Consider the following 23510-nt stretch of genomic DNA (forward strand, 5'->3'; position numbering starts at 1 on the left):
CTCCCCCTTTTTTTGCCCTGAGGATTTCCGGCGTCGCGCCATTGGTTGATCTGCGTCGGAAAATTCCTTCAGAAAGGCTCTATGTTCCACGCTGGGAAAATTGACTGACCAGGGTGCGGCGATGGGGAGAGTCGTTCTGTTGTGGGTGCTGCTGTGCGGGGCCACCCAGGCTTTGGCGCAGTCATCGGAGATGATGGATCGGCTTGCCGCCCTGGAGCAGGACCCGGCCAAGCGCGAGCAGGCCTATACCGCCGCGCAGGAGCGCATCCTGCTGTGCAGCAAGTGCCACGGCAAGGATGGCAACAGCAAGCGCGACTACATCCCCAACCTGGCCGGGCAGAACCCGCAGTACCTCTTCGACGCCTTCGAGAAGTACGTCGACGGCCAGCGCACCGACTTCGTGATGAACCAGGCGGCCAAGCTGCTGAGCATCAACGAGCGGGTCAACATCGCCTACTACTTCAGCCAGCAGAAGGTCCTGCCCCGCGCGGAGGCGGCGCCGGACAAGGCGCTGGTGGAACAGGGCGCCCGGCGCTTCGCCACCGTCTGCGTCACCTGCCACGGCGAGAAGGCCAAGGGGCACGACGGCTTCCCGCGTATCGCCGGGCAGCCGCAGGTCTACCTGACCCATGCCCTGCAACGTTACCGCGACAAGGATCCGAGCCGTGCGGACTCGCCGATGCTGGCGGTGGCGGCACTGCTCAACGATGACGACATCACCTCACTGGCTGCCTATATCAGCCAGCTGCAGCCCTGAAAGCAGCCAGCCGCCCGGAGGCGGCTGGCTGTTGGACTGAACGGCGGACGCTTACTGCTGCTTGTCGTCGGCCGGCTTGGCTGCTTCAGCGTCCGGCTGGACCGGGGCGGCGGCTGGTTCGGCAGGCGCCGTCGATTCTGCCGGGGCGGTCTGTTCAGCAGGGGCTGTCGGTTCTGCCGGCTTGGCTTCCGGTTGGACCGCAGGCTTGGTTTCCTGCTGGGCAGCTGCGGGGACGGCAGTCTTCGAGGCTTGTTCCTCATGCTTGCCACAGGCGGCAAGAACGGCGCAGGCAGCGATCAGGATGCAAAGCTTTTTCATGGGAGTGCTCACTCATCGAGGTTGGGCGGATACCGGTCGGCTGACCGGGGCGGCAAGCTTTGCCGTCGGCGCTCGCTGAGGCTATGTGTCGGGCTCCGAGACAGGGCGCGAAATTTCCGAATCTCTCGTCTTAACAACGCCCAAGAAAAAGCCCGGCTTGCGCCGGGCTTTTTCGTCAGTGGATCGCGATCAGAACGCCATCTGCCATTGGGCGATCAGCGCGTGGTTCTGCGCGTTGCTGCCCATCTGCCCGCTGTAACCGATGCCGACGGTGTTGCGCGCCGAGACGCCGATATCGAAGCCGACGTCCAGCAGCAGGCTGTTGCGATCCAGCGCGGTGCCCTGGACGCTGAAGGCGTCGCCGCCGGCGAGGAAGGACTGGCGGGTTTCGCTGTCGATGTCGCCGAAGGTGTGACGCCAGCCCAGGCCCAGGCGCGGGGTGAAGCTCATGCCGTTGCTCAGGGTGTCGAGGCGGGCGATGCGCAGGCCGAGGGTGCTGCTCAGGTTGTCCTGGTCCTGGGAGTCGACGTGCAGCGCGGCGGCGCCGCCCTTCTCGTCGTACGAATCGCGCTCGTAGCGCTGGTAGTCCAGGCGTGCGTAGGGCTCGGCGCTCAGGCGGCCGCTGCCCATGGCGTAGCCGGTCTCGACGAACGCCTGCCAGCTGTCGGCGTCGTAGTCGCCCTTGGGACGATCACTGAAGCCGTCGAACTCCACCCGGCGTTTGCTCTCGCCGTCATGGCTGCTGTAGGCCGCACCCAGACGCACTGCCAGCGGGCCGCTCTGGTGCAGCGCGTAGGCGCCCAGGTGCCAGCTGTCGATGTCGCCGGAGACGCCGCCGCTGCCGTCCAGGTCGGTGTGCGAGTAGCCGCCGAGCACGCCCAGGCGCCAGTCCGGAGTCACCGCCCAGTCGGCACCGAGCAGGGTTCCGCCGGTGTTCTGTTGCAGGTCGCCGCTGTTGTCGTGTTCGTCGAGCTTGCCGTGGCTGCCGATACCCTGCACCCAGAGGCGGCCGGCGGCGTTCGGGTCGTTCAGGTTGCGCGCTGCGCTGGGTACGCCGGTGGCGGCGAGCATCGGTGTGTCGCTGCGCTCGGTGGCTGCCAGCAGGCTGTTGCTGCCCAGCTGGCGCACGGCGTTGAGCATGGCGCTGCCGACCTGCTGGCTGCCGGCGATGGTCGCGGCGGCCAGGCTGGCGTTGCTGGCGCCGGCCAGTTGTTCCAGGGCGGAAGTGGCGTTGCTCGCGTCGCTGGTGATCAGCGCGTTGTACAGCGCACCGCCGTTCTGGCTCTGCAGGGCGGAGCCGGCGTTGCGGCCGTTGCTGCTGCTGGCCAGGTCGCCGAACTGCACGTCGTTGCGGGTCAGTTGCAGGTCGACGCTGTTGGCGCTGTAGCTCAGGGTCGGGGTGAGGAAGGCGAAGTTGCTCTTCACGTCGGCGAACTGGCCGCTGACGCCGCCGGTGGAGCTGATCACCTGTACGCTGCTCTGCCACGGCCAGTTGCCGCTGCCGGCCTGCACGGCGAGGTGCGAGCCGTCGATGCGGGTGCTGCCGTCCACCAGCACGGTGGCGTGGGCGCCGCTGGGCTCCACGCCGAAGGCCAGGGTCGAGCCGCTCTGCAGGTTCAGGTTGCCGGTCACCTGGGCGGCACCGGTTGCCGGCGAGGCGACCAGGGTACCGGCGACGTTCAGCCCGCCGACGCTGCCGCTGCCCGAGTAGGTGGCGCCCTGGTCGATCTGCAGGGTGCCGAGGAGGCTGCCGGTGTTGTTCAGGCTGGCGCCGCTGAAGACTTCGCCGCCTTCGCTGAAGTCGTCGGTGCTGGAGAGCGTCCAGCTGCCCTGTTTCACGTCCAGCCATTCGAAGTTGGCGCTGTTGCCGAAGCTGCCGCCGGCGGCGTCGTCGAAGGTCACGGTGTCGCGGCCGCTGCCGCCGTCCACCAGGCCTTCGAAGCGGCTGCCGGAGAGCAGCACCAGGCTGTCGTTGCCGCCCCCCATTTCCAGGGCCACGCCGTTGCCGCCGTGGATCAGACCGTCGTTGACCACGGTGTCGTCGAGGTCGCCGGACAGGGTCACGCCGGAGAGCTTCTCGCCGGTGATGGTGCCGTGGTTCTCCAGGTAGGTGGAGCTGAAGCCGCTGTTGCCGTTGCCGTCGTCGACCAGGATGCCGCGGTCGACGCTGCGGATGATTGCGCCGGCGTAATTGATGATGGTGCCGCCGCCCATGGCGATGCCTTCGCTGCCATTCGGCGAGCCGTCCTTGGAGCCGGCGGCGCCGGTGCCTTCGATGATGCCGTGGTTCTCGATGTGGCCGGTGTAATCGATGTCCACACCGTCGCCGTCGCCATCCGGAACCAGCCCGTTGTAGGAGCCTGTGATGCGCCCGTAGTTGATCACGGTGCCGTCGCCGTCGGAGCCGAAGCCCGAGCCATTGCGGCCGATGATCACGCCGTCGGCGTAGTTGATCAGGGTGGCGCCGACATCGGTGGTGATGCCGTGGCGGCCGCCGCTGATCAGGCCGTGGTTTTCCACGTAGCCGCCCGCGGCGCCCTGGAAGTCGATGCCATCGTTCTTGGTGTCGGCGGTGATCATGTCCGAGCTGCTGATCTCGCCGTAGTTGGTGATCGTCGCATTGCCGCCGGGGCGGATGGCGTCGTTGCCATCGCTGTGGATGACGCCGCTGGCGCGGTTGATCAGGGTGACAGTGGCATTGCTCTGCAGCTTGTCGAAGTCCAGCGCCTGGCCGGTGGCGGAATAGATGCTGCCGGCGTTGTCGACCAGCACGTTGCCGGCGCTGAACGGATTGTTCATGCGGATGGCGTCGTCGTAGCCGAGGATGCGCCCGCCTTCGCGGTTGATGATCTGGTAGAAGCGCGTGGTGCTGTCGCTGCCGGAGGTATCGACCACGCGGCCGGTGGTGGACTGCATCAGGCCGCTGTTGTCGATGACCACGCCGCTGCCGGTGGCCGCGCCCTTGAGGTCGACGCTCTTGCCGCTGGTGACCAGGCTGCCGGTGCTGGTGACGGTCAGGGTGTCCTGGTTGGCCAGGGTGCGGCTGCTGGTCTGCGCGTCGCTGATGATGGGCGATACCGGCACGGCGTGGGCGGTTTCGGCGGCCAGGCTCGCCAGCACCAAGGCGATGCTCAGCGCGAGCGGGGAGGGCTTGTGCAGCATGGTACGGGCGTCCTTTTTCTTATCGAAGTGGCCGCCTTTTATAGCGATGGATTCTTACGCTTTTGTAACGGTGCTGGCCCCTTGCCAACTTCGTCGCCGGGCAGGGACGGGAGAAACCTTATATACTCTGCGGTCTTTTTACCGTTTCCAGTGTGAGAATCGCCGTGAGCCAGCTGCCGCCCTGCCCCCAATGCAACTCCGAATACACCTATGAAGACGGCGCCCAGCTGGTCTGCCCCGAGTGCGCCCATGAGTGGTCCGCCGACGGCTCGGGCGAGGCCGAAGGCGATACCCGCGTGATCAAGGACGCGGTCGGCAACCTGCTGCAGGATGGCGACACCGTCAGCGTGATCAAGGACCTCAAGGTCAAGGGCTCGTCCCTGGTGGTGAAGGTCGGCACCAAGGTGAAGAACATCCGCCTGGTGGACGGCGACCACGACATCGACTGCAAGATCGACGGCATCGGCGCGATGAAGCTGAAGTCGGAGTTCGTGAAGAAGGTCTGAGCCTTCTCGCTGCCCATAAAAAAGCCCGGCCATGTGCCGGGCTTTTTTTGTTCGCCGTTTTCAGCCTTGGAGAGGGCTCAGGATGAGCGCAAAACTTGCGATACCCATCGCTCGCTGTTGCAGGAATTGATGGGTATCGCTTCGCTCCACGCCATCCTACGGGGTGAGCAGTGGCTCACTCCTTGTAGTAAACCACCTGGTTGCTGGTCGCCAGCAGTGCGCCGGACTGGCTCCACAGCTGGGCGCTCTGGTCGAAGAAGCCGTTGCGGAATTCCTGGGCGCGGGCGTCGCCCAGCAGGTAGCCGCTGCCGACCTCGGCCATCTGCGCGGCGTCGGTGTGGAAGTAGGTGGTGATCGACACGGTGCCGGCCGGCACCGGGGTGGCGCGGCGCAGCCAGATGCGCGGGTAGAAGATGTCACTCATCGCCGCCAGGGACAGGAAGTCCAGCGGGCGGTCCTGGGCATCGCGCAGCCAGAGCTGGCTGCGGCTGGTCTCGCCGCTGCCGTCCCATTGGGTGGGGAAGGCACCAGAGACCGGGCGCATCTCATATTGCTTGGGCCAGGCCACCCCCTTGGCGGCGGGGCTCATCGGCTCGAAGTCGCTGGGCGGGGCGAGGTCCGGCGCGGGGATGTCGGTCAGGCTCCAGGTCTCGCGGCGCAGCGCGGTGACCAGGGTGGCGGTGGTGGTGACCTGCTGCTCGCCGGCTTCATCAGCCTGGGTCAGTTGCAGCAGCCAGTGCTGGGTGCTGCGGTTGGTGCGCACCGGCACGGCTTCGACCTGGAAGGCGCCGGCCACGACTGCCGCAGCGTAGTTCACCGTCAGCGACACCGGGCTGCCGAGCAGTTGCGGGTGGCGCAGCGCGCCCTGCAGCAGGACCGCAGCGGTGACGCCGCCGAAGGGGCCGACCATGTTCCAGTAGTCCTGGCTGGTGTGGCCCTCGTAGAGGTTGGGCTGGCCCGCCACAGGTTGCAGGGCCACGGCGAGGTCGAACGGGTGCAGGGCGGTATCGGTCATGACTCTCTCGGCGCTTTTTGTTCTGGGGAGAGGGTCTTGTAGGGGAAAGCGCCGAGCCGGGTCAAGGATACCGAGTGGTCAGGGCGTGACCTCGAACCTCAAGGTGCCGATGACTTGGCCGGCTTCCGTGAGCACCTGCACCTGCCAGTCGCCGCTGGGGTCGGTGGGGAAGTTCTGCTTGTGCGTCCAGGCGCGGTAGCCGGCCTCGCGGCCGCCCTTGATGTCGAGGGCGATGCGGTCGACTTCCTGGCCGTTCAGCCGCCAGGCATGGTAGATGCGCTCGTTCAGCCCGCGCGGGGCGTTGATCGCGGTGTAGGCGTAGAGGCCCTGACTCTTGATCTGCGCAACGCTGACCGTTTCCAGGCTGTCGCCGGGGGTGCGCTGGGCGTTGTCGAAGCTCTCGGTCACCGCCATCTCGGTCATCCACAGGGTCGAGGGTGGCACCCAGGCGCGGGCGAACCAGCCCACCGCGCCGATGGACAGGGTCAGGCCGACGAGGGCGAACCAGCGCCACCATTTGTGGATCTTCACCGTGACCGCCAGGCTCGGGAAAGACAGCAGCACGGCGATGCCGAGTGCCGCCTGGTAGCTCTGCGGGGTGCTCAGGTGGAGGATGATCGGCAGCGCGGTGAGCAGCACCGCGAACAGCGTCAGGGTGTGGTAGCCGAGGAAGGTCCAGCGCCGCACCGACAGCCACTTGTAGTAGACCGGGTCGGTGATCGCCGCGAGGCCAGCCAGCGTCAGCACGCCGGTGAACAGGGCCTGCCCGCTGTTCCAGGTGGTGGTGACGAAGAAGAACGGCAGGCAGAAGAACAGGCTTTCCTGGTGGATCAGCTGGGTCGCGTAGCGCAGCAGGCCCGGTGGCACTTCCCAGCCGAAACGGCGTTTGAAGCGATCGGTGAGCAGGTTCTCCAGCATCAGCCAGATCCAGCTGACCAGCATGACGATGGCCATGGCGCGGGCGAAGCCGGCGCGGTGGCGGTCCACCATGATGAAGCTGAAGACGCCGGAGCAGAAACCGAACAGGGCGATGACGCGCGGATACTTCTGCAGCAGGCCGAGGACGAGAGTGATGAGGCGCTGCACGCGCTCTTTCCAGATGAGCATGGGGCGGGAAGGCATTGCGGATTGGGGGCGAGATTGTAACCCCGGATGTCGGCGCGGGGCACGGGGAGTGACGGGAGGGGGTTGGTGCTCGGGCGTGGCCCCTCACCCCAGCCCTCTCCCGGAGGGAGAGGGGGCCGTCCGCAGCGTTGGGGCATTTACGGAGTCAGTCGGCGAGCGTCGGTCCTTCAGCCCGTGGAGGACAGTTCCCTCTCCCTTCAGGGAGAGGGTTAGGGAGAGGGCAGCCGCCGCGCAGGAGGACGGGTTCGCGAGCAAGGACTAGGCGTCCCCCTCGGTCCTACGAAAAGCGAGATGTCAGGAGCAGGACTCAGTGCTTCCCGCTCAACTCCTCCCGCGCATAGTCGACGAACAGCTGCGCCGGCTTGGTCAGCTGGGCGCGCTTGAGCCAGGCGGCGACCAGGCCGGAGGTGCTGACCTCTTCGGCGACATCCACCGTCACCACCTTCTTGCCGTCGTAGGTGCACTCGGAATGCGGACGGGTGACCAGCAGGGAGAAGCCGAAGCCCTGGCCGACCATGCCGCGCACCATCTCGATCGACGGCGAGCTGAAGGCGATGTGCGGGTTCAGCCCCAGTTCCTCGAAGATGCGCACGAAGTAGGTGCGGCTGGGCTGCACGTCCAGCAGGATCATCGGCTCCAGCACCAGATCGCGCAGGGAGACCTTGTCCTGCTTGGCGAAGCGATGGTTCTCCGGCAGCAGCGCATAGGGGCGCTGGGCGGGCATCAGCGGGTCGGTGGAGATGGTGGCGTCGAGGTCATGCTCGTAGAGCAGCGCCAGGTCGAAGCGGCCGGCGGTCAGGCCCTGCACCAGCTCCTGCTGCTCGCCATCGCTGATGCGGATTTCCACGCCGGGGTAGCGCTCGCGGAAACCCGAGATCAGGCGCGGCAGGTAGAGCGGGGCGACCGTCTCGAAGCAGCCGATGTCGATCTGCCCGGCCACCACGTCGTTGTCGGCGAGGGCGTTCTGCTCGAATTCGTGGGCCATGCGCAGCAGTTCCTGCGCCTTGCGGTAGAAGCGCGCGCCGCTGGGGGTGAGCGACACGCCCTGGGCGTGGTGGCGGATGAACAGCTGCACGCCGAAGCTCTCTTCCAGCCCCTTGATCGCCGTGGAAATGGACGGCTGCGCGATGTACAGCTTGCGCGACGCCTCGGCCACGCTGCCGCACTCCACGGTGGTCACGAAATACTTCAATTGCCGCAAGGTATAGGAAGCCACTGCACGCCTCGTTGATGCTTTTTTATACAAGATACCGCGTTGGGCCGGCCGGCGGGGGCGGCCCATGGCGAAGATTTTCCTCGCCGGGGACCACATTTTTCATGGCCTTGGCCGCCTGCTGCGACCCTCCGGGCGCGGGCATACTCCAGCGCATCGGATGAAAACACCCTGCAAATCCCGTACACGCAGCCTGGAGTAAAGCTCATGCGCATGGCCCTTTGGCAGACCTGCGGCCTCCCCGGCGATGTCGCCGGCAACCTCGACCAACTGGAGCGCCAGGCCGGAGCCGCTGCGGCTGCCGGCGCGCAATTGCTGCTCTGCCCCGAGCTGTGGCTGGGCGGCTACAACGTGCCGCAACGCATGAACGAGCTGGCCGAAGCGGCGGACGGGCCGTCAGCCGCGCGCATCGGCGAGCTGGCGCAGCGCTTCGGGTTGGCCATCGCCTACGGTTACGCCGAGCGCCATCCGCAGGGCGGCAAGCCGTACAACTCGGTGCAGGTGATCGGCCCGTCCGGCAGCGCGCTGGGCCACTACCGCAAGGCGCACCTGTTCGGTGCCATGGAGCGCGAGGTGTTCAGCGCCGGCGATGTGCTGGAAGCGCCGTTCGACTATGCCGGCTGGCGCATCGGCCTGCTGATCTGCTTCGACGTGGAGTACCCCGAAGCGGTGCGCACCCACGCACTGAACGGCGCCGGGCTGATCCTCATTCCCACCGCGCTGACGCCCGAATACGGCGCGGTGCCGGGGGTGATAGTTCCGGCGCGGGCGGTGGAGAACCAGCTGTTCGTCGCCTACTGCAACCACTGTGGCGTGGAGGACGGGCTGGCCTTCCTCGGTGGCTCCTGCATCGTCGCGCCGGATGGCGAGCGTCTGGCTGCCGCCGGGCCCGCGGAGAGCCTGCTGATCGTCGATCTGGACCCGCAGCAGCGTGCCCGCCAGGCCGGCACTTTCCCCTACCTGCCGTGCCGTCGCCCCGAGCTTTACGAGGCGCTGACCCGCTGAATACGGGCCCTGCAGCGGTGCGCAGGCGCGCACCGTGATGGTGCGCAACGCTCCGGGCCGGTGCGTGGCTGCCCAGCTTTTTCATATACCCCGAAGACAAATTTAATAATTTTCCTTGGCAAGGCCTTGGGCGACCATCCAATCCACATTCGAACAACAACGTCCCTCGAGGGCGAGCGAAGCAGGAGTGCCCTGGTGTACGAGCTCAACGATTGGCGGCAGCGTGCTGCCCGGCAGACTTTCATCGACAGCGCGCTGATCGGCGGCCGCCGCGTGACTGCACAGGATGGCGCGACCTTCGCCGCCATCGACCCGGCGACCAATCGCCTGCTGGCCAATGTCGCTGCCTGTGGCGCGGCCGAAGTCGACGCCGCCGTGCGGGTTGCCCGCAAGGCCTTCGAAACCGGCCCGTGGGCACGCATGGCGCCGCGTGAGCGCAAGGCCGTGCTGCAGAAGCTCGCCGAGCTGATGATGGCCCACCGCGACGAACTGGCCCTGCTCGACACCCTGAACATGGGCAAGCCGGTGATGGACGCCTGGAACATCGACGTCCCCGGCGCCGCTGGCGTGTTCTCCTGGTACGCCGAAAGCCTCGACAAGCTCTACGACCAGGTCGCGCCGACCGCGCAGAACGCCCTGGCCACCATCACCCGCGCGCCGCTGGGCGTGATCGGCGCCGTGGTGCCGTGGAACTTCCCCCTCGACATGGCCGCCTGGAAGCTGGCGCCCGCGCTGGCCGCCGGCAACTCCGTGGTGCTCAAGCCCGCCGAGCAATCGCCATTCTCCGCCCTGCGCCTGGCCGAGCTGGCGCTGGAAGCCGGCATCCCCGAAGGCGTGCTGAACGTCGTGCCGGGCCTGGGCGAAAGCGCCGGCAAGGCGCTGGGCCTGCACCCGGACGTGGACGCCCTGGTGTTCACCGGTTCGACCCAGGTCGGCAAGTACTTCATGCAGTATTCCGCGCAGTCCAACCTCAAGCAGGTCTGGCTGGAGTGCGGTGGCAAGAGCCCGAACCTGGTGTTCGCCGACTGCCGCGACCTCGACCTGGCCGCCGAGAAGGCCGCCTTCGGCATCTTCTTCAACCAGGGCGAAGTCTGCTCGGCCAACTCGCGCCTGCTGGTGGAGCGCTCGATCCACGACGAGTTCGTCGAGCGCCTGATCGCCAAGGCCCGCGACTGGACTCCGGGCGACCCGCTGGACCCGGCCAGCCGCGCCGGTTCCATCGTCGACAACAAGCAGACCGCCGGCATCATGGCCTGCATTGATCGCGCCCAGAGCGACGGCGCGCAGCTCGCCTGCGGTGGCCGTCAGCTGAGCTTCAATGGCTCGGACAATTTCATCGAGCCGACCATCTTCACCGGCGTGCGCCCGGAGCAGTCCCTGGCCCGCGACGAAGTATTCGGCCCGGTGCTTGCAGTCATCCCCTTCGACAGCGAAGAAGAAGCCGTGCGCCTGGCCAACGACAGCATCTACGGCCTCGCCGCCTCCTTGTGGAGCGACGACCTGCACCGCGCCCACCGCGTGGCGCGCAAGCTGAACGCCGGCACCGTGTCGGTGAACACCGTGGACGCGCTGGACCCGGCGATTCCGTTCGGTGGCGGCAAACAGTCGGGCTTCGGCCGCGACCTCTCGCTGCATTCCTTCGATAAATACACGCAGCTCAAGACCACCTGGTTCCAGCTGCGCGACTGAATGAAAGACAGGCCGCCGGGGTCGCGCCCGGCGCCTGAGCAACACCCGAATTCCTAACCGAACCGTTCGAGACGGCCGGTGAGACTGCCTAGGTAAGTCCGTCGCCCTCGATCCCCTGAAGACCCCTCAGGCCGGCTGCCGGAGCACCGCCGAGGGATAGAGGAGAAAGTCGATGACCGACCCGAAGAGAGCGCCACGTGATACCCGCGAATATCAGAAAGCGGACGCGGCCCACCACATCCATGCCTTCCTCGACCAGAAGGCGCTGAACGCCGAGGGCCCGCGCGTGATGGTGCGTGGCGAAGGCCTGCACCTCTGGGACAACGATGGCAACAAGTACATCGACGGCATGTCCGGCCTGTGGTGCACCAACCTGGGCTACGGGCGCAAGGACCTGACCGCCGCCGCCACCGCCCAGCTGGACGAGTTGCCGTACTACAACATGTTCTTCCACACCACCCACCCGGCGGTGATCGAGCTTTCCGAGACCCTCTTCAGCCTGCTGCCCGACCACTACAGCCACGCGATCTACACCAACTCCGGCTCCGAGGCCAACGAGGTGCTGATCCGCACCGTGCGTCGCTTCTGGCAGATCGAAGGCAAGCCGCAGAAGAAGATCATGATCGGCCGCTGGAACGGCTACCACGGCTCCACCCTGGCAGCCACCGCGCTGGGCGGCATGAAGTTCATGCACGAGATGGGCGGCCTGATCCCGGACATCGCGCACATCGACGAACCCTACTTCTTCGCCGCCGGCGGTGACCTGACCCCGGCCGAATTCGGCCGTCGCTGCGCCCTGCAGCTGGAAGAGAAGATCCTCGAGCTGGGCGCCGACAACGTCGCCGGCTTCATCGCCGAACCCTTCCAGGGCGCCGGCGGCATGATCTTCCCGCCGGAAAGCTACTGGCCGGAAATCCAGCGCATCTGCCGTCAGTACGACGTGCTGCTGTGCGCCGACGAAGTGATCGGCGGCTTCGGCCGTACCGGCGAGTGGTTCGCCCACCAGCACTTCGGCTTCCAGCCCGACACCCTGTCCATCGCCAAGGGCCTGACCAGCGGCTACATCCCCATGGGCGGCCTGGTGCTGAGCAAGCGCATCGCCCAGGCGCTGGTGGAAGAGGGCGGCGTGTTCGCCCACGGCCTGACCTACTCCGGCCACCCGGTGGCGGCAGCGGTGGCGGTGGCCAACCTGCGTGCGCTGCGTGACGAGGGCTGGGTGAATGCGGTGAAGAACGACACCGGCCCGTACCTGCAGCAGTGCCTGCGTGAAGTCTTCGGCAACCACCCGCTGGTGGGCGACATCCAGGGCACCGGTTTTGTCGCTGCGCTGCAATTTGTCCAGGACAAGGCCACCCGCAAGCGCTTCGACAATGAAAACGACATCGCCTGGCGCTGCCGCACCATCGGCTTCGAGGAGGGCGTGATCATCCGCTCCACCCTTGGCCGCATGATCATGGCCCCGGCGCTGGTCGCCGGCCGTGCCGAGATCGACGAACTGGTCGACAAGACCCGCCGCGCGGTGGATCGCACGGCCCAGGAAATCGGCGTGCTGTAAGGCGCCGGAGCCGACTGTAGGGCGCATAACGCGCCAGCGTTATCCGCCGTGGATTGACCGGCGGATAACCCGTTCCGGGTTATGCGCCCTACGGCTCCACGAATACCTGATAACAACGCCGCGAGCGCAAAGACGCCCGCGCGATGGAACCCTTTTGTCCGGCTTCTGGCCGGGAGTACTGCCCAGCAACACAACAACGCCAATCCGGCTGTGGGAGTCGTTCCATGAAAGTGTCCTTGCTCACGCGCATCTCCATCACCTGTGCCCTTGCTGCCGCTGTCGGCAGCGTTAATGCACAGCCCCAAAGCATCACCGTCATCTCCTTCGGCGGCGCCACCAAGGCGGCCCAGGAGCAGGCCTACTTCAAGCCCTTCGAGGCCAGCGGCGCCGGCAAGATCGTCGCCGGCGAGTACAACGGCGAGATGGCCAAGGTGAAGGCCATGGTCGATGTCGGCAAGGTCACCTGGGACGTGGTCGAGGTGGAAAGCCCCGAGCTGCTGCGCGGCTGCGAGGAAGGCCTGTTCGAACGCATCGACCCGGCGGCCATCGGCGACGAGAAGAACTTCGTCCCCGGCACCCTCAGCGAGTGCGGCGTGGCCACCTACGTCTGGTCCATGGTCATGGCCTACAACGGCGCCAAGGTCGCCAAGGCCCCGCAATCCTGGGCCGACTTCTGGAACACCGCCGAATACCCGGGCAAGCGCGGCCTGCGCAAGGGCGCCAAGTACACCCTGGAGATCGCCCTGCTGGCCGACGGCGTGAAACAGGAAGATCTCTACAAGGTGCTCGGCACCAAGGAAGGTGTCGATCGCGCCTTCGCCAAGCTCGACCAGCTCAAGGGCAACATCCAGTGGTGGGAAGCCGGCGCGCAACCGCCGCAGTGGCTGGCCGCCGGTGACGTGGTGATGAGCGCCGCCTACAACGGCCGCATCGCCGCCGCGCAGAAGGAAGGCGTGAAGCTGGGCATCGTCTGGCCGGGCAGCCTCTATGACCCGGAATACTGGGCCGTGGTGAAGGGCACGCCGAACAAGGCGCTGGCCGAGAAGTTCATCGCCTTCGCCAGCCAGCCGCAAACCCAGAAGACCTTCTCCGAGAACATCCCCTACGGCCCGGTGCACAAGGGCACGCTGGACCTGCTGCCGGCGGACGTGCGCGACGCGCTGCCCACCGCGCCGGCCAACCTCGAAGGCGCCCGCTCGGTGGACGCGGCCTTCTGGGTCGACCACGGCGAAGAGCTCGAGCAGCGCTTCAACGCCTGGGCCGCCCGCTGATCCTTTCCTGATCCAAGCCCGGCGTCCGCGCCGGGCCTGCCTTGCCAACGACGCGTGAGAAACACAATGACAACGACGCAAAACCAGGCGACGACTCTGGAGCTGAGCACCATCCAGCCCATCGCCGCACACGAACGACACGGCCGCGCCCGCGACCTCTTCACCATCTGGTTCGGCAGCAACATCATGCTGTTGACCGTGGTCACCGGCGCCCTGGCGGTCACCGTGTTCAAGCTGCCGTTCTTCGCCGCCGTGCTGGCGCTGGTACTCGGCAACCTGGTGGGTGGCGTGTTCATGGCCCTGCACTCGGCCCAGGGTCCGCAGCTGGGCGTGCCGCAGATGGTGCAGACCCGCGGCCAGTTCGGCTCCTTCGGCTCCTTGCTGGTGGTCGCCCTGGTGGTGATCATGTACCTGGGCTTCTTCGCCTCGAACCTGGTGCTCGGCGGCCAGGCGCTGCACGCGCGCTTCGAGGTGATCGGCACCAACACCGGCATCCTGCTGGTGGGCGCGATCAGCGTGATCGCCACGGTGTTCGGCTACCGCCTGATCCACGGCTACACCCGCGTGATGTCCTGGCTGTCCGGCGCTGTGCTGCTGGTCAGCTTCGTCTGGCTGGTGTTCGTCCACGGCCTGCCGGCGGACCTGCTTGAGCGCAACGAGAACAACATCCCCGGCTTCCTCGGCGCGCTGTCCATCGCCGCCCTGTGGCAATTGGCGTATGCGCCCTACGTGTCCGACTACTCGCGCTACATGCCGCAGGGCACCGGTTCGCGCACCGCGTTCTGGTCGAGCTACTGGGGCTGCTGCCTGGGTTCGATCCTGCCGATGCTGCTGGGCGTGCTGGTCGGCCTGTCGGTGGGCGAGGGCGACGTCATTGCCGGCCTGATCGAGATGACCGGCGGCTTCAGCGCCATCATGGTCGCGGTGTTCTCCATCGGCATCGCCGCCACCAACTCGATGAACCTGTACTGCGGCACCCTCTCGGCCATCACCGTCGGCCAGACGCTGATTCCCGCCTGGTCGGCCAAGGCCGGCTGGCGCGCGGTGATTGCCCTGGCGCTGTTCGGCGGTTCGCTGACCATCGCCCTGCTCGGCCAGGACAACTTCATGGCCAACTACACCAACTTCATCCTGCTGCTGCTCTACGTGCTGGTGCCCTGGAGTGCGATCAACCTGGTCGACTACTACCTGATCGCCCATGGCGAGTACGACGTGCTGTCGTTCTTCCGGCGTGACGGCGGCATCTACGGCACCTTCAACTGGACAGCGGTGAACTGCTACATCCTCGGCATCCTGGTGCAGGTTCCGTTCATGTCCACCGCGCTCTACACCGGCGCCGCCGCGCAGGCCATGAACGGTGCGGACATCTCCTGGGTGGTCGGCCTGGGCGTGGTCTCGCCGGTCTACTGGCTGTTCAGCCGCAAGCGCCAGCGTGCCCTGAAGGCGGCCCGCGCATGAGTCGTCGTACCGGGTTCTTCTTCGACGAGCGCTGCTTCTGGCACGCGACCGGGCTGCACGCGCTGATCCTTCCCGTCGGTGGCTGGTTGCAGCCGCCGGTGGGCGGCGGCCACGCCGAGTCGCCGGAGAGCAAGCGTCGGCTGAAAAGCCTGATGGATGTCTCCGGCCTGAGCAGCCAGCTGCACCTGTCCAGCGCGCCGCTGGCCAGCGAGGAAGATCTGCTGCGGGTGCACCCGGCCAGCTACCTGGAGCGCTTCAAGGCCTACAGCGAAGTCGGCCACGGCGACATGGGCGAGGAAACCATGGTCAGCCATGGCACCTACGACATCGCCCGGCAGTCCGCCGGCCTGACCATCGCCGCGGTGGATGCGGTGCTGCGCGGCGAACTGGACAACGCCTACGCGCTGTCCCGTCCGCCGGGCCACCACTGCCTGCCGGATCGCGGCATGGGGTTCTGCTACCTGGCGAACATCGCCGTGGCGGTGGAGACGGCCAAGGCGCGCCACGGCATCCAGCGTGTGGCAGTGCTCGACTGGGACGTGCACCACGGCAACGGCACCGAGGCGATCTTCTACGGTCGCGACGACGTGCTGACCCTGTCGATCCACCAGGCCGACTGCTACCCCACCGGCACCGGTGCGGTGGGTGACATCGGCGAGGGTGCGGGCAAGGGCTACAACCTCAACGTGCCGCTCTATCCGGGCAGCGGTGACGACGCCTACCGCGTGGCGATGGAGACCATCATCGTGCCGGCGCTGGAACGCTTCCAGCCGGAGCTGATCGTGGTTGCCAGCGGCTTCGACGCCAACGGCGTGGACCCGCTGGCGCGCATGCTCGCCCACAGCGAGACCTTCCGCTTCATGACCGCCGCCGTGCGCGACGCCGCCGAACGCCTGTGCGAAGGGCGTCTGGTGGTGGTGCACGAAGGCGGCTACGCGGAAGCCTACGTGCCTTTCTGCGGCCACGCGGTGATCGAGGAAATGGCCGGCGTGCGCACCGAGGTGGTCGATCCCTTCCTGCCGATGCTCGAAGGCCAGCAGCCCGACGCGGACTTCCGCGCCTTCCAGCGCCAGGCGCTGGAGCGGATGGCGTCGAAGCTGCTCGGCTGATGTTGCTAGCATGGCGCCTGGCGACGTAACGGCGGATAACCGCAAGCGGTTATTCGCCCTACGTTTCTACCGGGCCTGAGCGCGTGCGTAGGGCGCATAACGGCCCAAGCGTTATCCGCCGCTTGGCCGGATCATGACCGAAGCGGCTAGAGTGGGGGTTCCATCCAAAACAACGGATCGCGTCCCATGAAGTCCCTGTCCTTCCTCTTGCTCCTGCCCGCCAGCCAGCTGGTGTTCTCCGCGGCCGCCCAGGCCGCCGCCGACTGCGCCGACGCCCAGACCCAGGCCGAGATCAACGCTTGCACCGGCGCCGCCTACAAGGCCAGCGACAAGCGCCTCAACGACCTCTACGGGCAGTATCGCCAGCGCCTGGATGCCGGGCAGAAGAAGGCCCTGACTGCCGCGCAGAAGGCCTGGCTGAATTACCGCGATCTCAGTTGCCAGTTCGAGACGGCCGGCGCCAAGGGCGGCTCGGGCTACCCGATGGCCTACAACAATTGCCTGAAAGTCATGACCGACAACCGCATCAAGGAACTGCAGGTGCTGTCCGACTGCCAGGAAGGCGACTTCAACTGCCCTGCGCCCAAGCCCTGATACTTGCAGGAGCAACGGTTCTTCCCCGGGTAGCTTCGTGTTTGCGCGTCCCCCTCATCCCAGCCCTCTCCCTCAGGGAGAGGGAGCAGACCGTGCCGGCTGAAGCTGCGGTTTCATCCTCCACCGCACGGTCCCCTCTCCCTTTGGGAGAGGGTTAGGGTGAGGGTCGACCTGAGCGGAGGAATATCTGGCAGGAACGGGCTCTAACCTGCGGGCAGAAAAAAAGGGAGCCTTGCGGCTCCCCTGGAGAGACGGCCGCGGAAGTGGAGTCGCGGCCGGGGGTTAAGCTGCGCTGTCAGGCTGCGCTGAACAGGCTGTGCGGGTCGATGACGAATTTCTTCGGCACGCCGGCATCGAACTCGCCATAGCCCTTGGGCGCCTGGTCGAGGGTGATGACTTCCACCCCGACGACGTCGGCGATCTTGATGCGGTCCCACATGATCGCCTGCATCAGCTGACGGTTGTACTTCATCACCGGGGTCTGGCCGGTGTGGAAGCTGTGCGACTTGGCCCAGCCCAGACCGAAGCGGATGCTCAGCGAGCCCTGCTTGGCGGCCGCGTCCACCGCGCCCGGGTCTTCGGTGACGTAGAGGCCCGGAATGCCGATCTTGCCGGCGACCCGCACCACCCCCATCAGCGAGTTCAGCACGGTGGCCGGAGCCTCGTGCTGCGAGCCTGAATGACCGTGACCACGGGCCTCGAAGCCCACCGCATCGACCGCGCAGTCCACTTCCGGCTCGCCCAGCAGATCGGCGATCTGCTCGTGCAGCGGAGTGTCCTTGGACAGGTCGGCGATCTCGAAGCCCTGGGCCTTGGCGTGGGCCAGGCGGGTCGGGTTGACGTCACCGACGATCACCACGGCCGCGCCCAGCAGGCGGGCCGAAGCGGCGGCGGCGAGACCGACCGGACCGGCGCCGGCGATGTACACGGTGCTGCCCGGACCGACGCCCGCCGTCACCGCACCGTGGTAGCCGGTGGGGAGGATGTCGGAGAGACAGGTCAGGTCGCGGATCTTCTCCATCGCCGCGTCGCGGTTGGGCAGGCGCAGCAGGTTGAAGTCAGCGTAGGGAACCATCACGTACTCGGCCTGGCCACCGACCCAGCCGCCCATGTCGACGTAGCCATAGGCGCCGCCGGCGCGGGACGGGTTGACCGTCAGGCAGACGCCGGTGTGCTGCTCCTTGCAGGTGCGGCAGTGGCCACAGGCGACGTTGAACGGCACCGAGACCAGGTCGCCGATCTTCATGGTTTCCACGCCACGGCCGATCTCCACCACCTCGCCGGTGATTTCGTGGCCCAGCACCAGGCCTTCGGGCGCTGTGGTACGGCCACGGACCATGTGCTGGTCGGAGCCGCAGATGTTGGTGGAAACGACGCGCAGGATCACCCCGTGGTCGATCTGCTTGCCCTGCGGGTCCTGCATCTTCGGATAGGGGATGTTCTGAACTTCGACCTTGCCCGGGCCGAGATAAACCACACCACGATTGCCAGACATACGCATTCCTCATTGTGTTTGTGGGTACAAAGGCGGGCCTTGCGGCTCGCGGTTCTGCACTGGGATGTCGTGTGTTGCGCGACAGGGCCGGGGGATTGGCAGCCGGCGGTCTGTCGGTGTTGCTCGGTGCTTGGGAGAGGGCGCATTACCGCGAACGCCACAGTCCAGGTCGGAACGTAGGGCGGATGAGCTCCATCCATCCGCCGTTCGGGTGTCATGGCGGATAACGCCTGCGGCGTTATGCGCCCTACGAAGGCGGCTCTTACAGCACCACCGTCCGGTTGGCGTTCAGGAAGACGCGTTTCTCGATGTGGTAGCCCACGGCTTTCGCCAGGGTCAGGCACTCCACGTCGCGGCCCTTGGCGATCAGGTCCTCGGGGTAGTGGGAGTGGTCCACGGGCTCGACGCCCTGGGCGATGATCGGGCCCTCGTCGAGGTCGTTGTTGATGTAGTGGGCGGTGGCGCCGACCAGCTTCACGCCCTTCTGGTAGGCCTGGTGGTAGGGCTTGGCGCCCTTGAAACCAGGCAGCAGCGAGTGGTGGATGTTGATCGCCCAGCCGTCCAGGCGGCGGCACAGCTCGGGGGACAGCACCTGCATGTAGCGGGCGAGGATCACCAGTTCGGCGCCGGTTTCCTCGATCACCTGCCAGACCTTCGCCTCCTGCGCGCCCTTGTCGTTGGGGTCGAGGGCGAAGTGGTGGTAGGGGATGCCGTGCCAGCGCGCCAGCGGTTCCAGGTCCGGGTGGTTGGAGACCACCGCTACCACGTCCATCGGCAACTGGCCGATGCGCTGGCGGTAGAGCAGGTCGTTCAGGCAGTGGTCGGCCTTGGAGACCATGATCACCACCTTGCTGCGATAGCCCGGCGGGGTCAGTTCGACATTCATCTGGAAGGGCGAGACGCGGTCGGCGAGGCCGGCGCGGAAGGCCGCTTCGTCGAAGCCGTCGCCGGCGCGGAACTCGATGCGGATGAAGAAGCGCTGCGCCAGGCGGTCGTCGAAGGAGTGGTGCTCGGTGACGTAGCAGCTCTGTTCGAACAGGTAGCGTGTGACCACGTCCACCGTGCCCAGCAGGCTCGGGCTGTCGGCGGTGAGGATCCAGGTTTCGGGGGTGCGGCTCATGGTCTGACTCCGAAGGATTTCCCCCCGCCGGTGCGGCAGGGGGAATCGACGCCTGTTACGCCGCTACCTGCAGGCCGTACTCGGCGCAGGCGTCCTGCAGCCACAGCCAGAAGTAGTCGGAGAAGCTGCGGCGCACCACCAGCTCCCAGGTGTGCTCGCCGGTATGGCGGATCACCAGCTGGGACTTGGCGAAGTTCGTGCCGATAGCCTTGCCCACCGGGAAGTTGCTCGGGTGCACGTCGTAGCCGGTGGACTTCATCAGCACTTCGCGGACCTTGGCGCCTTCGAGCTCCAGCAGGGTCTGCCCGCCGCTGACGTTGATCACCGAGTAGTGCAGTTCTTCGCCCAGCGCCTCGCGCAGGCGCTGTTCGACGGCGAACTCCTCGCCGCCGGGGACGATCAGCAGCCACTCGTCCGGGCCGAGCCACTGCAGCGAGGTTTCGCCCTTGGCCACCAGGCCCAGGGCCACCGGCAGCTCCAGGCCCAGGGCCTTGTGCACGCCGCCGGCGAAGGCCGGGTCGTGGGCATCGCCACGCAGGGTCAGGTGGCCGAGGAACTTCTTCTCCCGCAGGGTCACGCCGGCGTTGGCCACCTTGCGCGCGGCGAGCTTGTCCAGCTCGGCGTGGTGCAGGGGCGACTCGGCCTGGATGCCGTCTTCGGGGCGTTGCTGGTAGAGGTTGGCTTTGCTCATGTTCTGTTCACCTTGGGGCGCGTTGCGCCTGGAAATCGGTCAGCCCGCTCCGTGTGGGGAGCGGGCGCGAGGGATCAATCCACGTTCTGCCGTTCGCCTTTCGGGTCGTAGAACACCGAGCTGCAGATTTCCGCCTCGATCACCCGGCCGTCCGCCAGCGGGGCATAGACCTTCTCGCCCAGGCGCTTGATGCCGCCCTTCACCACCGCCAGGGCAAAGCTGTAGCCCAGGCTGCTGCTCATGTAGCTGGAGGTGACGTGGCCGACCATGGTCGCGGGGATGCTGTGCTGCGGGGTGAACAGCAGTTGCGCGCCCTCGGGCAGCAGGTCCATCGGGTTGGTGGGCTTGAGACCAACCAGCTGCTTGCGGTCTTCGCGCTGGCAGTCGGCGCGGTTCATGCCGCGCCAGCCGATCCAGGAGAACGGCTTGGTGCGACCCACCGCCCAACCCATGTTCAGGTCGTCCGGGGTGACCGAGGCATCGGTGTCCTGGCCGACGATGATGAAGCCCTTCTCGGCGCGCAGGACGTGCATGGTCTCGGTGCCGTATGGCGTCAGGTTGTACTTGGCGCCGGCGGCGACGATGGCCTCCAGCACACCCATGGCGTAGTTGGCCTGGATGTTCACCTCGTACGACAGCTCGCCGGTGAAGGAGATGCGGAACACCCGCGCCGGCACGCCGGCGACCTTGCCTTCCTTCCAGGTCATGAAGGGGAAGGCGTCCTTGTCCAGGTCGATGTCGGTGACTTCGGCCAGCAGCTTGCGGCTGTTGGGGCCGGACAGGGTGAGGGTGGCCCAGTGGTCGGTGACCGAGGTGAAGTACACCTTCAGCTCCGGCCATTCGGTCTGGTGGTACAGCTCCAGCCACTCCATGACGCGCGCGGCGCCGCCGGTGGTGGTGGTCATGACGAAGTGGTTGTCCGCCAGGCACGCGGTGACGCCATCGTCGAAGACCATGCCGTCTTCCTTGCACATCAGGCCGTAGCGGGCCTTGCCCACGTCCAGCTTGGTCCAGGCGTTGGTGTAGACGCGGTTGAGGAACTCGCGGGCGTCCGGGCCCTGGATGTCGATCTTGCCCAGGGTCGAGGCGTCCAGCAGGCCGACCGACTCGCGCACGGCGCGGCACTCGCGGGCCACGGCGGCGTGCATGTCTTCGCCACGCTTGGGGAAGTACCACGGGCGCTTCCACTGGCCGACGTCCTCGAACTCGGCGCCGTTCTTCACGTGCCAGGCGTGCAGGGCGGTGAAGCGCACCGGTTCGAACAGATGGCCGCAGTGACGGCCGGCGACGGCGCCGAAGGTCACCGGGGTGTAGTTCGGGCGGAACATGGTGGTGCCGGTGTCGGCGATGCTCTTGCCCTGGGCGCGGGCGGCGATGGCCAGGCCGTTGATGTTGCCCAGCTTGCCCTGGTCGGTGCCGAAGCCCAGCGCGGTGTAGCGCTTGACGTGCTCGATGGACTCGAAGCCCTCGCGGCAGGCCAGTTCGATGGCGGCGGCGGTGACGTCGTTCTGGGTGTCGACGAACTGCTTGGGCGCCCGCGCCGTGGTTTTCTCGTGGGGCACCTGGAACAGCGCGAGAGTGGCGTCCTCGGCGCGCTCGGCAACCACCGGCAGCTCGCCTTCGACGGACTTGAAGCCGCCGTCGACAGCGGCCTGGCTGCCGGCCTGGTAGCCGTCGGCCAGGGCATCGGCGAGGCGGAATACGCCGTTCACCGCGCCGGCGCAGAGGCGCTTCTGGAAGGCCAGGCCGGGAACGAAGGCGAGGATGTCCTCGCGCCATTCCGGCTTGCCGCCCAGGTGCGAAGCCAGGTGCACCACCGGGCTGTAGCCGCCGGAGCTGGCGATGAGGTCGCAGTCCAGCCACTCACCGGGCGCATTGACCTTGTGGCGGAAGGTGTCGATGGAGGCGACCTTCGCACCGGTCACGCGTTTGCTGCCGCGTGCCTCGATCACTGCGCTGCCGGTGATGACCCGCATGCCGCGCTTGCGCGCTTCCTCGACCCACTCGCCGCGCGGATTGGGGCGGGCGTCGGCGATGGCGACCACCTGCAGACCGGCTTCCTGCCAGTCCAGGGCGACGCGGTAGGCGTAGTCGTTGTTGGTGGACAGCACCAGTTTCTTGCCCGGTGCCACGCCATAGCGGCGGACATAGGTGGAGACAGCGCCGGCGAGCATGTTGCCCGGCACGTCGTTGTTGCCATACACCAGCGGGCGCTCGTGGGCGCCGGCGGCGAGCACCACGCGGTTGGCGCGGACCCGGTGTACGCGCATGCGTACCTGGCCCAGCGGAGCGGTCTCGCCCAGGTGGTCAGTGCGGCGCTCGTGGATGGTGAGGAAGTTGTGGTCGTGGTAGCCGTTGACCGTGGCGCGCGGCAGCAGGATCACGTCCGGGTTGCCTTGCAGCTCGGTGATGGCCTTGGCCACCCACTCCTCGGCCGGCTTGCCGTCGAGGGTCTCGCGGGTGTCGAGCAGACTGCCGCCGAACTCTTCCTGTTCATCGGCGAGGATCACCCGCGCACCGCTGCGCGAGGCGGCCAGGGCGGCCGCGAGGCCGGCGGGGCCGGCGCCGACGATCAGCACGTCGGCGTGGTGGTTCATCCAGTCGTAGCTGTCCGGGTCCACTTCGGTGGGCGCACGGCCCAGGCCTGCGGCCTTGCGGATGTACTTCTCGTAGGTCAGCCACATGGACTGCGGGTACATGAAGGTCTTGTAGTAGAAGCCGGGCGGCATCAGCTTGCCGCCGACCTTGCCGAAGATCCCCATGAGGTCGTTCTGCACGTTCGGCCAGCCGTTGGTGGCGGTCGCCACCAGGCCGCTGTACAGGGCCTGCTGGGTGGCGCGCACGTTGGGCACCTGGGTGGATTCGCGCGAGCCGATCTGCAGGATGGCGTTGGGCTCTTCGGCGCCGGCGGCGACGATGCCGCGCGGGCGCGAGTACTTGAAGCTGCGGCCGAGGATGTCGACGCCGTTGGCCAGCAGGGCGGCGGCCAGGGTGTCACCGGCGAAGCCCTGGTAGCTCTGGCCGTTGAAGCTGAAGGTCAGCGGCTTGTTGCGGTCGATGCGACCGCCACGGGACAGGCGATTGATCTGGCTCATTAGGCCTTCTCCACGGCGGGCTGGACGGCGGATTTCTTCTCGGATTCGGCGCTGATGCTTGGTTTTTCGCCGATCTTGTAGGTTTCCAGGATTTCGTAGGTCACGGTGTGGCGGGTGACGTTGAAGTACTGGCGGCAGCCGGCGGCGTGCACCCACAGCTCGTGGTGGATGCCGCGCGGGTTATCGCGGAAGAACATGTACTCGCCCCACTCGGCGTCGGTGCAGGCAGCCGGGTCGAGCGGGCGCGGGATGTGCGCCTGGCCCTTGGCGTGGAATTCCTCTTCGGAACGCAGCTCGCCGCAATGAGGGCAGAAGATATTCAGCATGGTTTT

Annotated in this window: 19 protein-coding genes; 9 read left to right on the top strand and 10 right to left on the bottom strand. The window is 66.9% G+C overall.

Features of this window, described 5'->3' with window-relative positions; translation table 11 throughout:
• Positions 1 to 121: 121 nt before the first annotated feature.
• On the top strand, positions 122 to 757 hold the full coding sequence (locus IB273_RS30165; protein WP_225610324.1) for a c-type cytochrome: 636 nt from the start codon (positions 122 to 124) through the stop codon (positions 755 to 757).
• Between the two features lie 51 nt (positions 758 to 808).
• On the opposite strand, the gene IB273_RS30170 is transcribed toward IB273_RS30165, so the two are convergent.
• Together IB273_RS30170 and IB273_RS30175 are read right to left on the bottom strand one after the other, a co-directional pair.
• Complete coding sequence (locus IB273_RS30170) at positions 809 to 1075, bottom strand: hypothetical protein (RefSeq protein ID WP_192225707.1); 267 nt, start codon at positions 1073 to 1075, stop codon at positions 809 to 811.
• Positions 1076 to 1264: 189 nt separating this feature from the next.
• A complete protein-coding gene (locus tag IB273_RS30175) occupies positions 1265 to 4237 on the bottom strand; it encodes an autotransporter domain-containing protein (protein WP_192225708.1) in 2973 nt (990 codons plus the stop codon).
• 164 nt (positions 4238 to 4401) lie between these two features.
• Here IB273_RS30175 and IB273_RS30180 point away from each other — a divergent pair, with 164 nt between their 5' ends.
• The gene (locus IB273_RS30180) at positions 4402 to 4743 is read left to right on the top strand and encodes a zinc ribbon domain-containing protein YjdM (protein ID WP_081519104.1); all 342 of its coding nucleotides are present in this window, start codon (positions 4402 to 4404) and stop codon (positions 4741 to 4743) included.
• A 175-nt stretch (positions 4744 to 4918) separates the two neighbouring features.
• Here the strand turns inward: IB273_RS30180 and IB273_RS30185 are convergent, their stop codons facing one another.
• The 3 genes from IB273_RS30185 to IB273_RS30195 all read right to left on the bottom strand — a co-directional run bounded on the left by IB273_RS30185 (position 4919) and on the right by IB273_RS30195 (position 8099).
• Positions 4919 to 5758: an acyl-CoA thioesterase gene (locus IB273_RS30185; protein ID WP_192225709.1), complete on the bottom strand. Its 840-nt coding sequence runs from the start codon at positions 5756 to 5758 to the stop codon at positions 4919 to 4921.
• Between the two features lie 78 nt (positions 5759 to 5836).
• Positions 5837 to 6865, bottom strand: coding sequence for a DUF5924 family protein (locus IB273_RS30190; protein ID WP_192225710.1), 1029 nt, complete (start codon positions 6863 to 6865; stop codon positions 5837 to 5839).
• 325 nt (positions 6866 to 7190) lie between these two features.
• Entirely contained in the window at positions 7191 to 8099 is a 909-nt protein-coding gene (locus IB273_RS30195; protein ID WP_081519107.1) for a LysR substrate-binding domain-containing protein, read from the bottom strand.
• A gap of 204 nt (positions 8100 to 8303) precedes the next feature.
• On the opposite strand from IB273_RS30195, the gene IB273_RS30200 reads away from it, so the two are divergent.
• The 7 genes from IB273_RS30200 to IB273_RS30230 all read left to right on the top strand — a co-directional run bounded on the left by IB273_RS30200 (position 8304) and on the right by IB273_RS30230 (position 16777).
• On the top strand, positions 8304 to 9101 hold the full coding sequence (locus IB273_RS30200; protein WP_192225711.1) for a carbon-nitrogen hydrolase family protein: 798 nt from the start codon (positions 8304 to 8306) through the stop codon (positions 9099 to 9101).
• A gap of 195 nt (positions 9102 to 9296) precedes the next feature.
• Positions 9297 to 10790 carry an aldehyde dehydrogenase gene (locus tag IB273_RS30205; RefSeq protein WP_192210524.1) on the top strand — a complete coding sequence of 498 codons (1494 nt, stop codon included), beginning with the start codon at positions 9297 to 9299 and terminating at the stop codon, positions 10788 to 10790.
• A gap of 172 nt (positions 10791 to 10962) precedes the next feature.
• The gene (locus IB273_RS30210) at positions 10963 to 12345 is read left to right on the top strand and encodes an aspartate aminotransferase family protein (RefSeq protein WP_138213622.1); all 1383 of its coding nucleotides are present in this window, start codon (positions 10963 to 10965) and stop codon (positions 12343 to 12345) included.
• 224 nt (positions 12346 to 12569) lie between these two features.
• A complete protein-coding gene (locus IB273_RS30215; protein WP_151188765.1) occupies positions 12570 to 13616 on the top strand; it encodes an ABC transporter substrate-binding protein in 1047 nt (348 codons plus the stop codon).
• A gap of 66 nt (positions 13617 to 13682) precedes the next feature.
• A complete protein-coding gene (locus tag IB273_RS30220; protein WP_081519112.1) occupies positions 13683 to 15074 on the top strand; it encodes a purine-cytosine permease family protein in 1392 nt (463 codons plus the stop codon).
• The gene (locus IB273_RS30225; protein ID WP_192225712.1) at positions 15071 to 16183 is read left to right on the top strand and encodes a class II histone deacetylase; all 1113 of its coding nucleotides are present in this window, start codon (positions 15071 to 15073) and stop codon (positions 16181 to 16183) included. The genes IB273_RS30220 and IB273_RS30225 overlap by 4 nt, the downstream gene beginning before the upstream one ends.
• Positions 16184 to 16369: 186 nt before the next feature.
• Positions 16370 to 16777 carry a lysozyme inhibitor LprI family protein gene (locus tag IB273_RS30230; RefSeq protein ID WP_192225713.1) on the top strand — a complete coding sequence of 136 codons (408 nt, stop codon included), beginning with the start codon at positions 16370 to 16372 and terminating at the stop codon, positions 16775 to 16777.
• A 295-nt stretch (positions 16778 to 17072) separates the two neighbouring features.
• Here IB273_RS30230 and fdhA read toward each other — a convergent pair whose 3' ends face one another.
• The 5 genes from fdhA to IB273_RS30255 all read right to left on the bottom strand — a co-directional run bounded on the left by fdhA (position 17073) and on the right by IB273_RS30255 (position 23504).
• A complete protein-coding gene (gene fdhA, locus IB273_RS30235) occupies positions 17073 to 18272 on the bottom strand; it encodes a formaldehyde dehydrogenase, glutathione-independent (protein WP_081519115.1) in 1200 nt (399 codons plus the stop codon).
• A gap of 262 nt (positions 18273 to 18534) precedes the next feature.
• The gene (locus tag IB273_RS30240) at positions 18535 to 19392 is read right to left on the bottom strand and encodes a formyltetrahydrofolate deformylase (RefSeq protein ID WP_081519116.1); all 858 of its coding nucleotides are present in this window, start codon (positions 19390 to 19392) and stop codon (positions 18535 to 18537) included.
• A 55-nt stretch (positions 19393 to 19447) separates the two neighbouring features.
• A complete protein-coding gene (locus IB273_RS30245) occupies positions 19448 to 20083 on the bottom strand; it encodes a sarcosine oxidase subunit gamma (RefSeq protein ID WP_081519117.1) in 636 nt (211 codons plus the stop codon).
• A gap of 74 nt (positions 20084 to 20157) precedes the next feature.
• The gene (locus IB273_RS30250; protein ID WP_192225714.1) at positions 20158 to 23178 is read right to left on the bottom strand and encodes a sarcosine oxidase subunit alpha; all 3021 of its coding nucleotides are present in this window, start codon (positions 23176 to 23178) and stop codon (positions 20158 to 20160) included.
• The gene (locus IB273_RS30255) at positions 23178 to 23504 is read right to left on the bottom strand and encodes a sarcosine oxidase subunit delta (RefSeq protein WP_081519119.1); all 327 of its coding nucleotides are present in this window, start codon (positions 23502 to 23504) and stop codon (positions 23178 to 23180) included. Before IB273_RS30255 ends, IB273_RS30250 begins: the two co-directional genes overlap by 1 nt.
• Positions 23505 to 23510 lie beyond the last annotated feature (6 nt).

It is taken from the genome of Pseudomonas sp. PDM19 (genome assembly GCF_014852215.1).
GTDB lineage: Bacteria > Pseudomonadota > Gammaproteobacteria > Pseudomonadales > Pseudomonadaceae > Pseudomonas.

Coding starts and splice junctions, on each gene's coding strand:
- IB273_RS30230 (WP_192225713.1), top strand. CDS start 16,370: ATGAAGTCCCTGTCCTTCCTCTTGCTCCTGCCCGCCAGCCAGCTGGTG.
- IB273_RS30190 (WP_192225710.1), bottom strand. CDS start 6,865: ATGCTCATCTGGAAAGAGCGCGTGCAGCGCCTCATCACTCTCGTCCTC.
- IB273_RS30175 (WP_192225708.1), bottom strand. CDS start 4,237: ATGCTGCACAAGCCCTCCCCGCTCGCGCTGAGCATCGCCTTGGTGCTG.
- IB273_RS30165 (WP_225610324.1), top strand. CDS start 122: ATGGGGAGAGTCGTTCTGTTGTGGGTGCTGCTGTGCGGGGCCACCCAG.
- IB273_RS30250 (WP_192225714.1), bottom strand. CDS start 23,178: ATGAGCCAGATCAATCGCCTGTCCCGTGGCGGTCGCATCGACCGCAAC.
- IB273_RS30245 (WP_081519117.1), bottom strand. CDS start 20,083: ATGAGCAAAGCCAACCTCTACCAGCAACGCCCCGAAGACGGCATCCAG.
- IB273_RS30220 (WP_081519112.1), top strand. CDS start 13,683: ATGACAACGACGCAAAACCAGGCGACGACTCTGGAGCTGAGCACCATC.
- IB273_RS30200 (WP_192225711.1), top strand. CDS start 8,304: ATGCGCATGGCCCTTTGGCAGACCTGCGGCCTCCCCGGCGATGTCGCC.
- IB273_RS30240 (WP_081519116.1), bottom strand. CDS start 19,392: ATGAGCCGCACCCCCGAAACCTGGATCCTCACCGCCGACAGCCCGAGC.
- IB273_RS30185 (WP_192225709.1), bottom strand. CDS start 5,758: ATGACCGATACCGCCCTGCACCCGTTCGACCTCGCCGTGGCCCTGCAA.
- fdhA (WP_081519115.1), bottom strand. CDS start 18,272: ATGTCTGGCAATCGTGGTGTGGTTTATCTCGGCCCGGGCAAGGTCGAA.
- IB273_RS30255 (WP_081519119.1), bottom strand. CDS start 23,504: ATGCTGAATATCTTCTGCCCTCATTGCGGCGAGCTGCGTTCCGAAGAG.
- IB273_RS30225 (WP_192225712.1), top strand. CDS start 15,071: ATGAGTCGTCGTACCGGGTTCTTCTTCGACGAGCGCTGCTTCTGGCAC.
- IB273_RS30210 (WP_138213622.1), top strand. CDS start 10,963: ATGACCGACCCGAAGAGAGCGCCACGTGATACCCGCGAATATCAGAAA.
- IB273_RS30170 (WP_192225707.1), bottom strand. CDS start 1,075: ATGAAAAAGCTTTGCATCCTGATCGCTGCCTGCGCCGTTCTTGCCGCC.
- IB273_RS30215 (WP_151188765.1), top strand. CDS start 12,570: ATGAAAGTGTCCTTGCTCACGCGCATCTCCATCACCTGTGCCCTTGCT.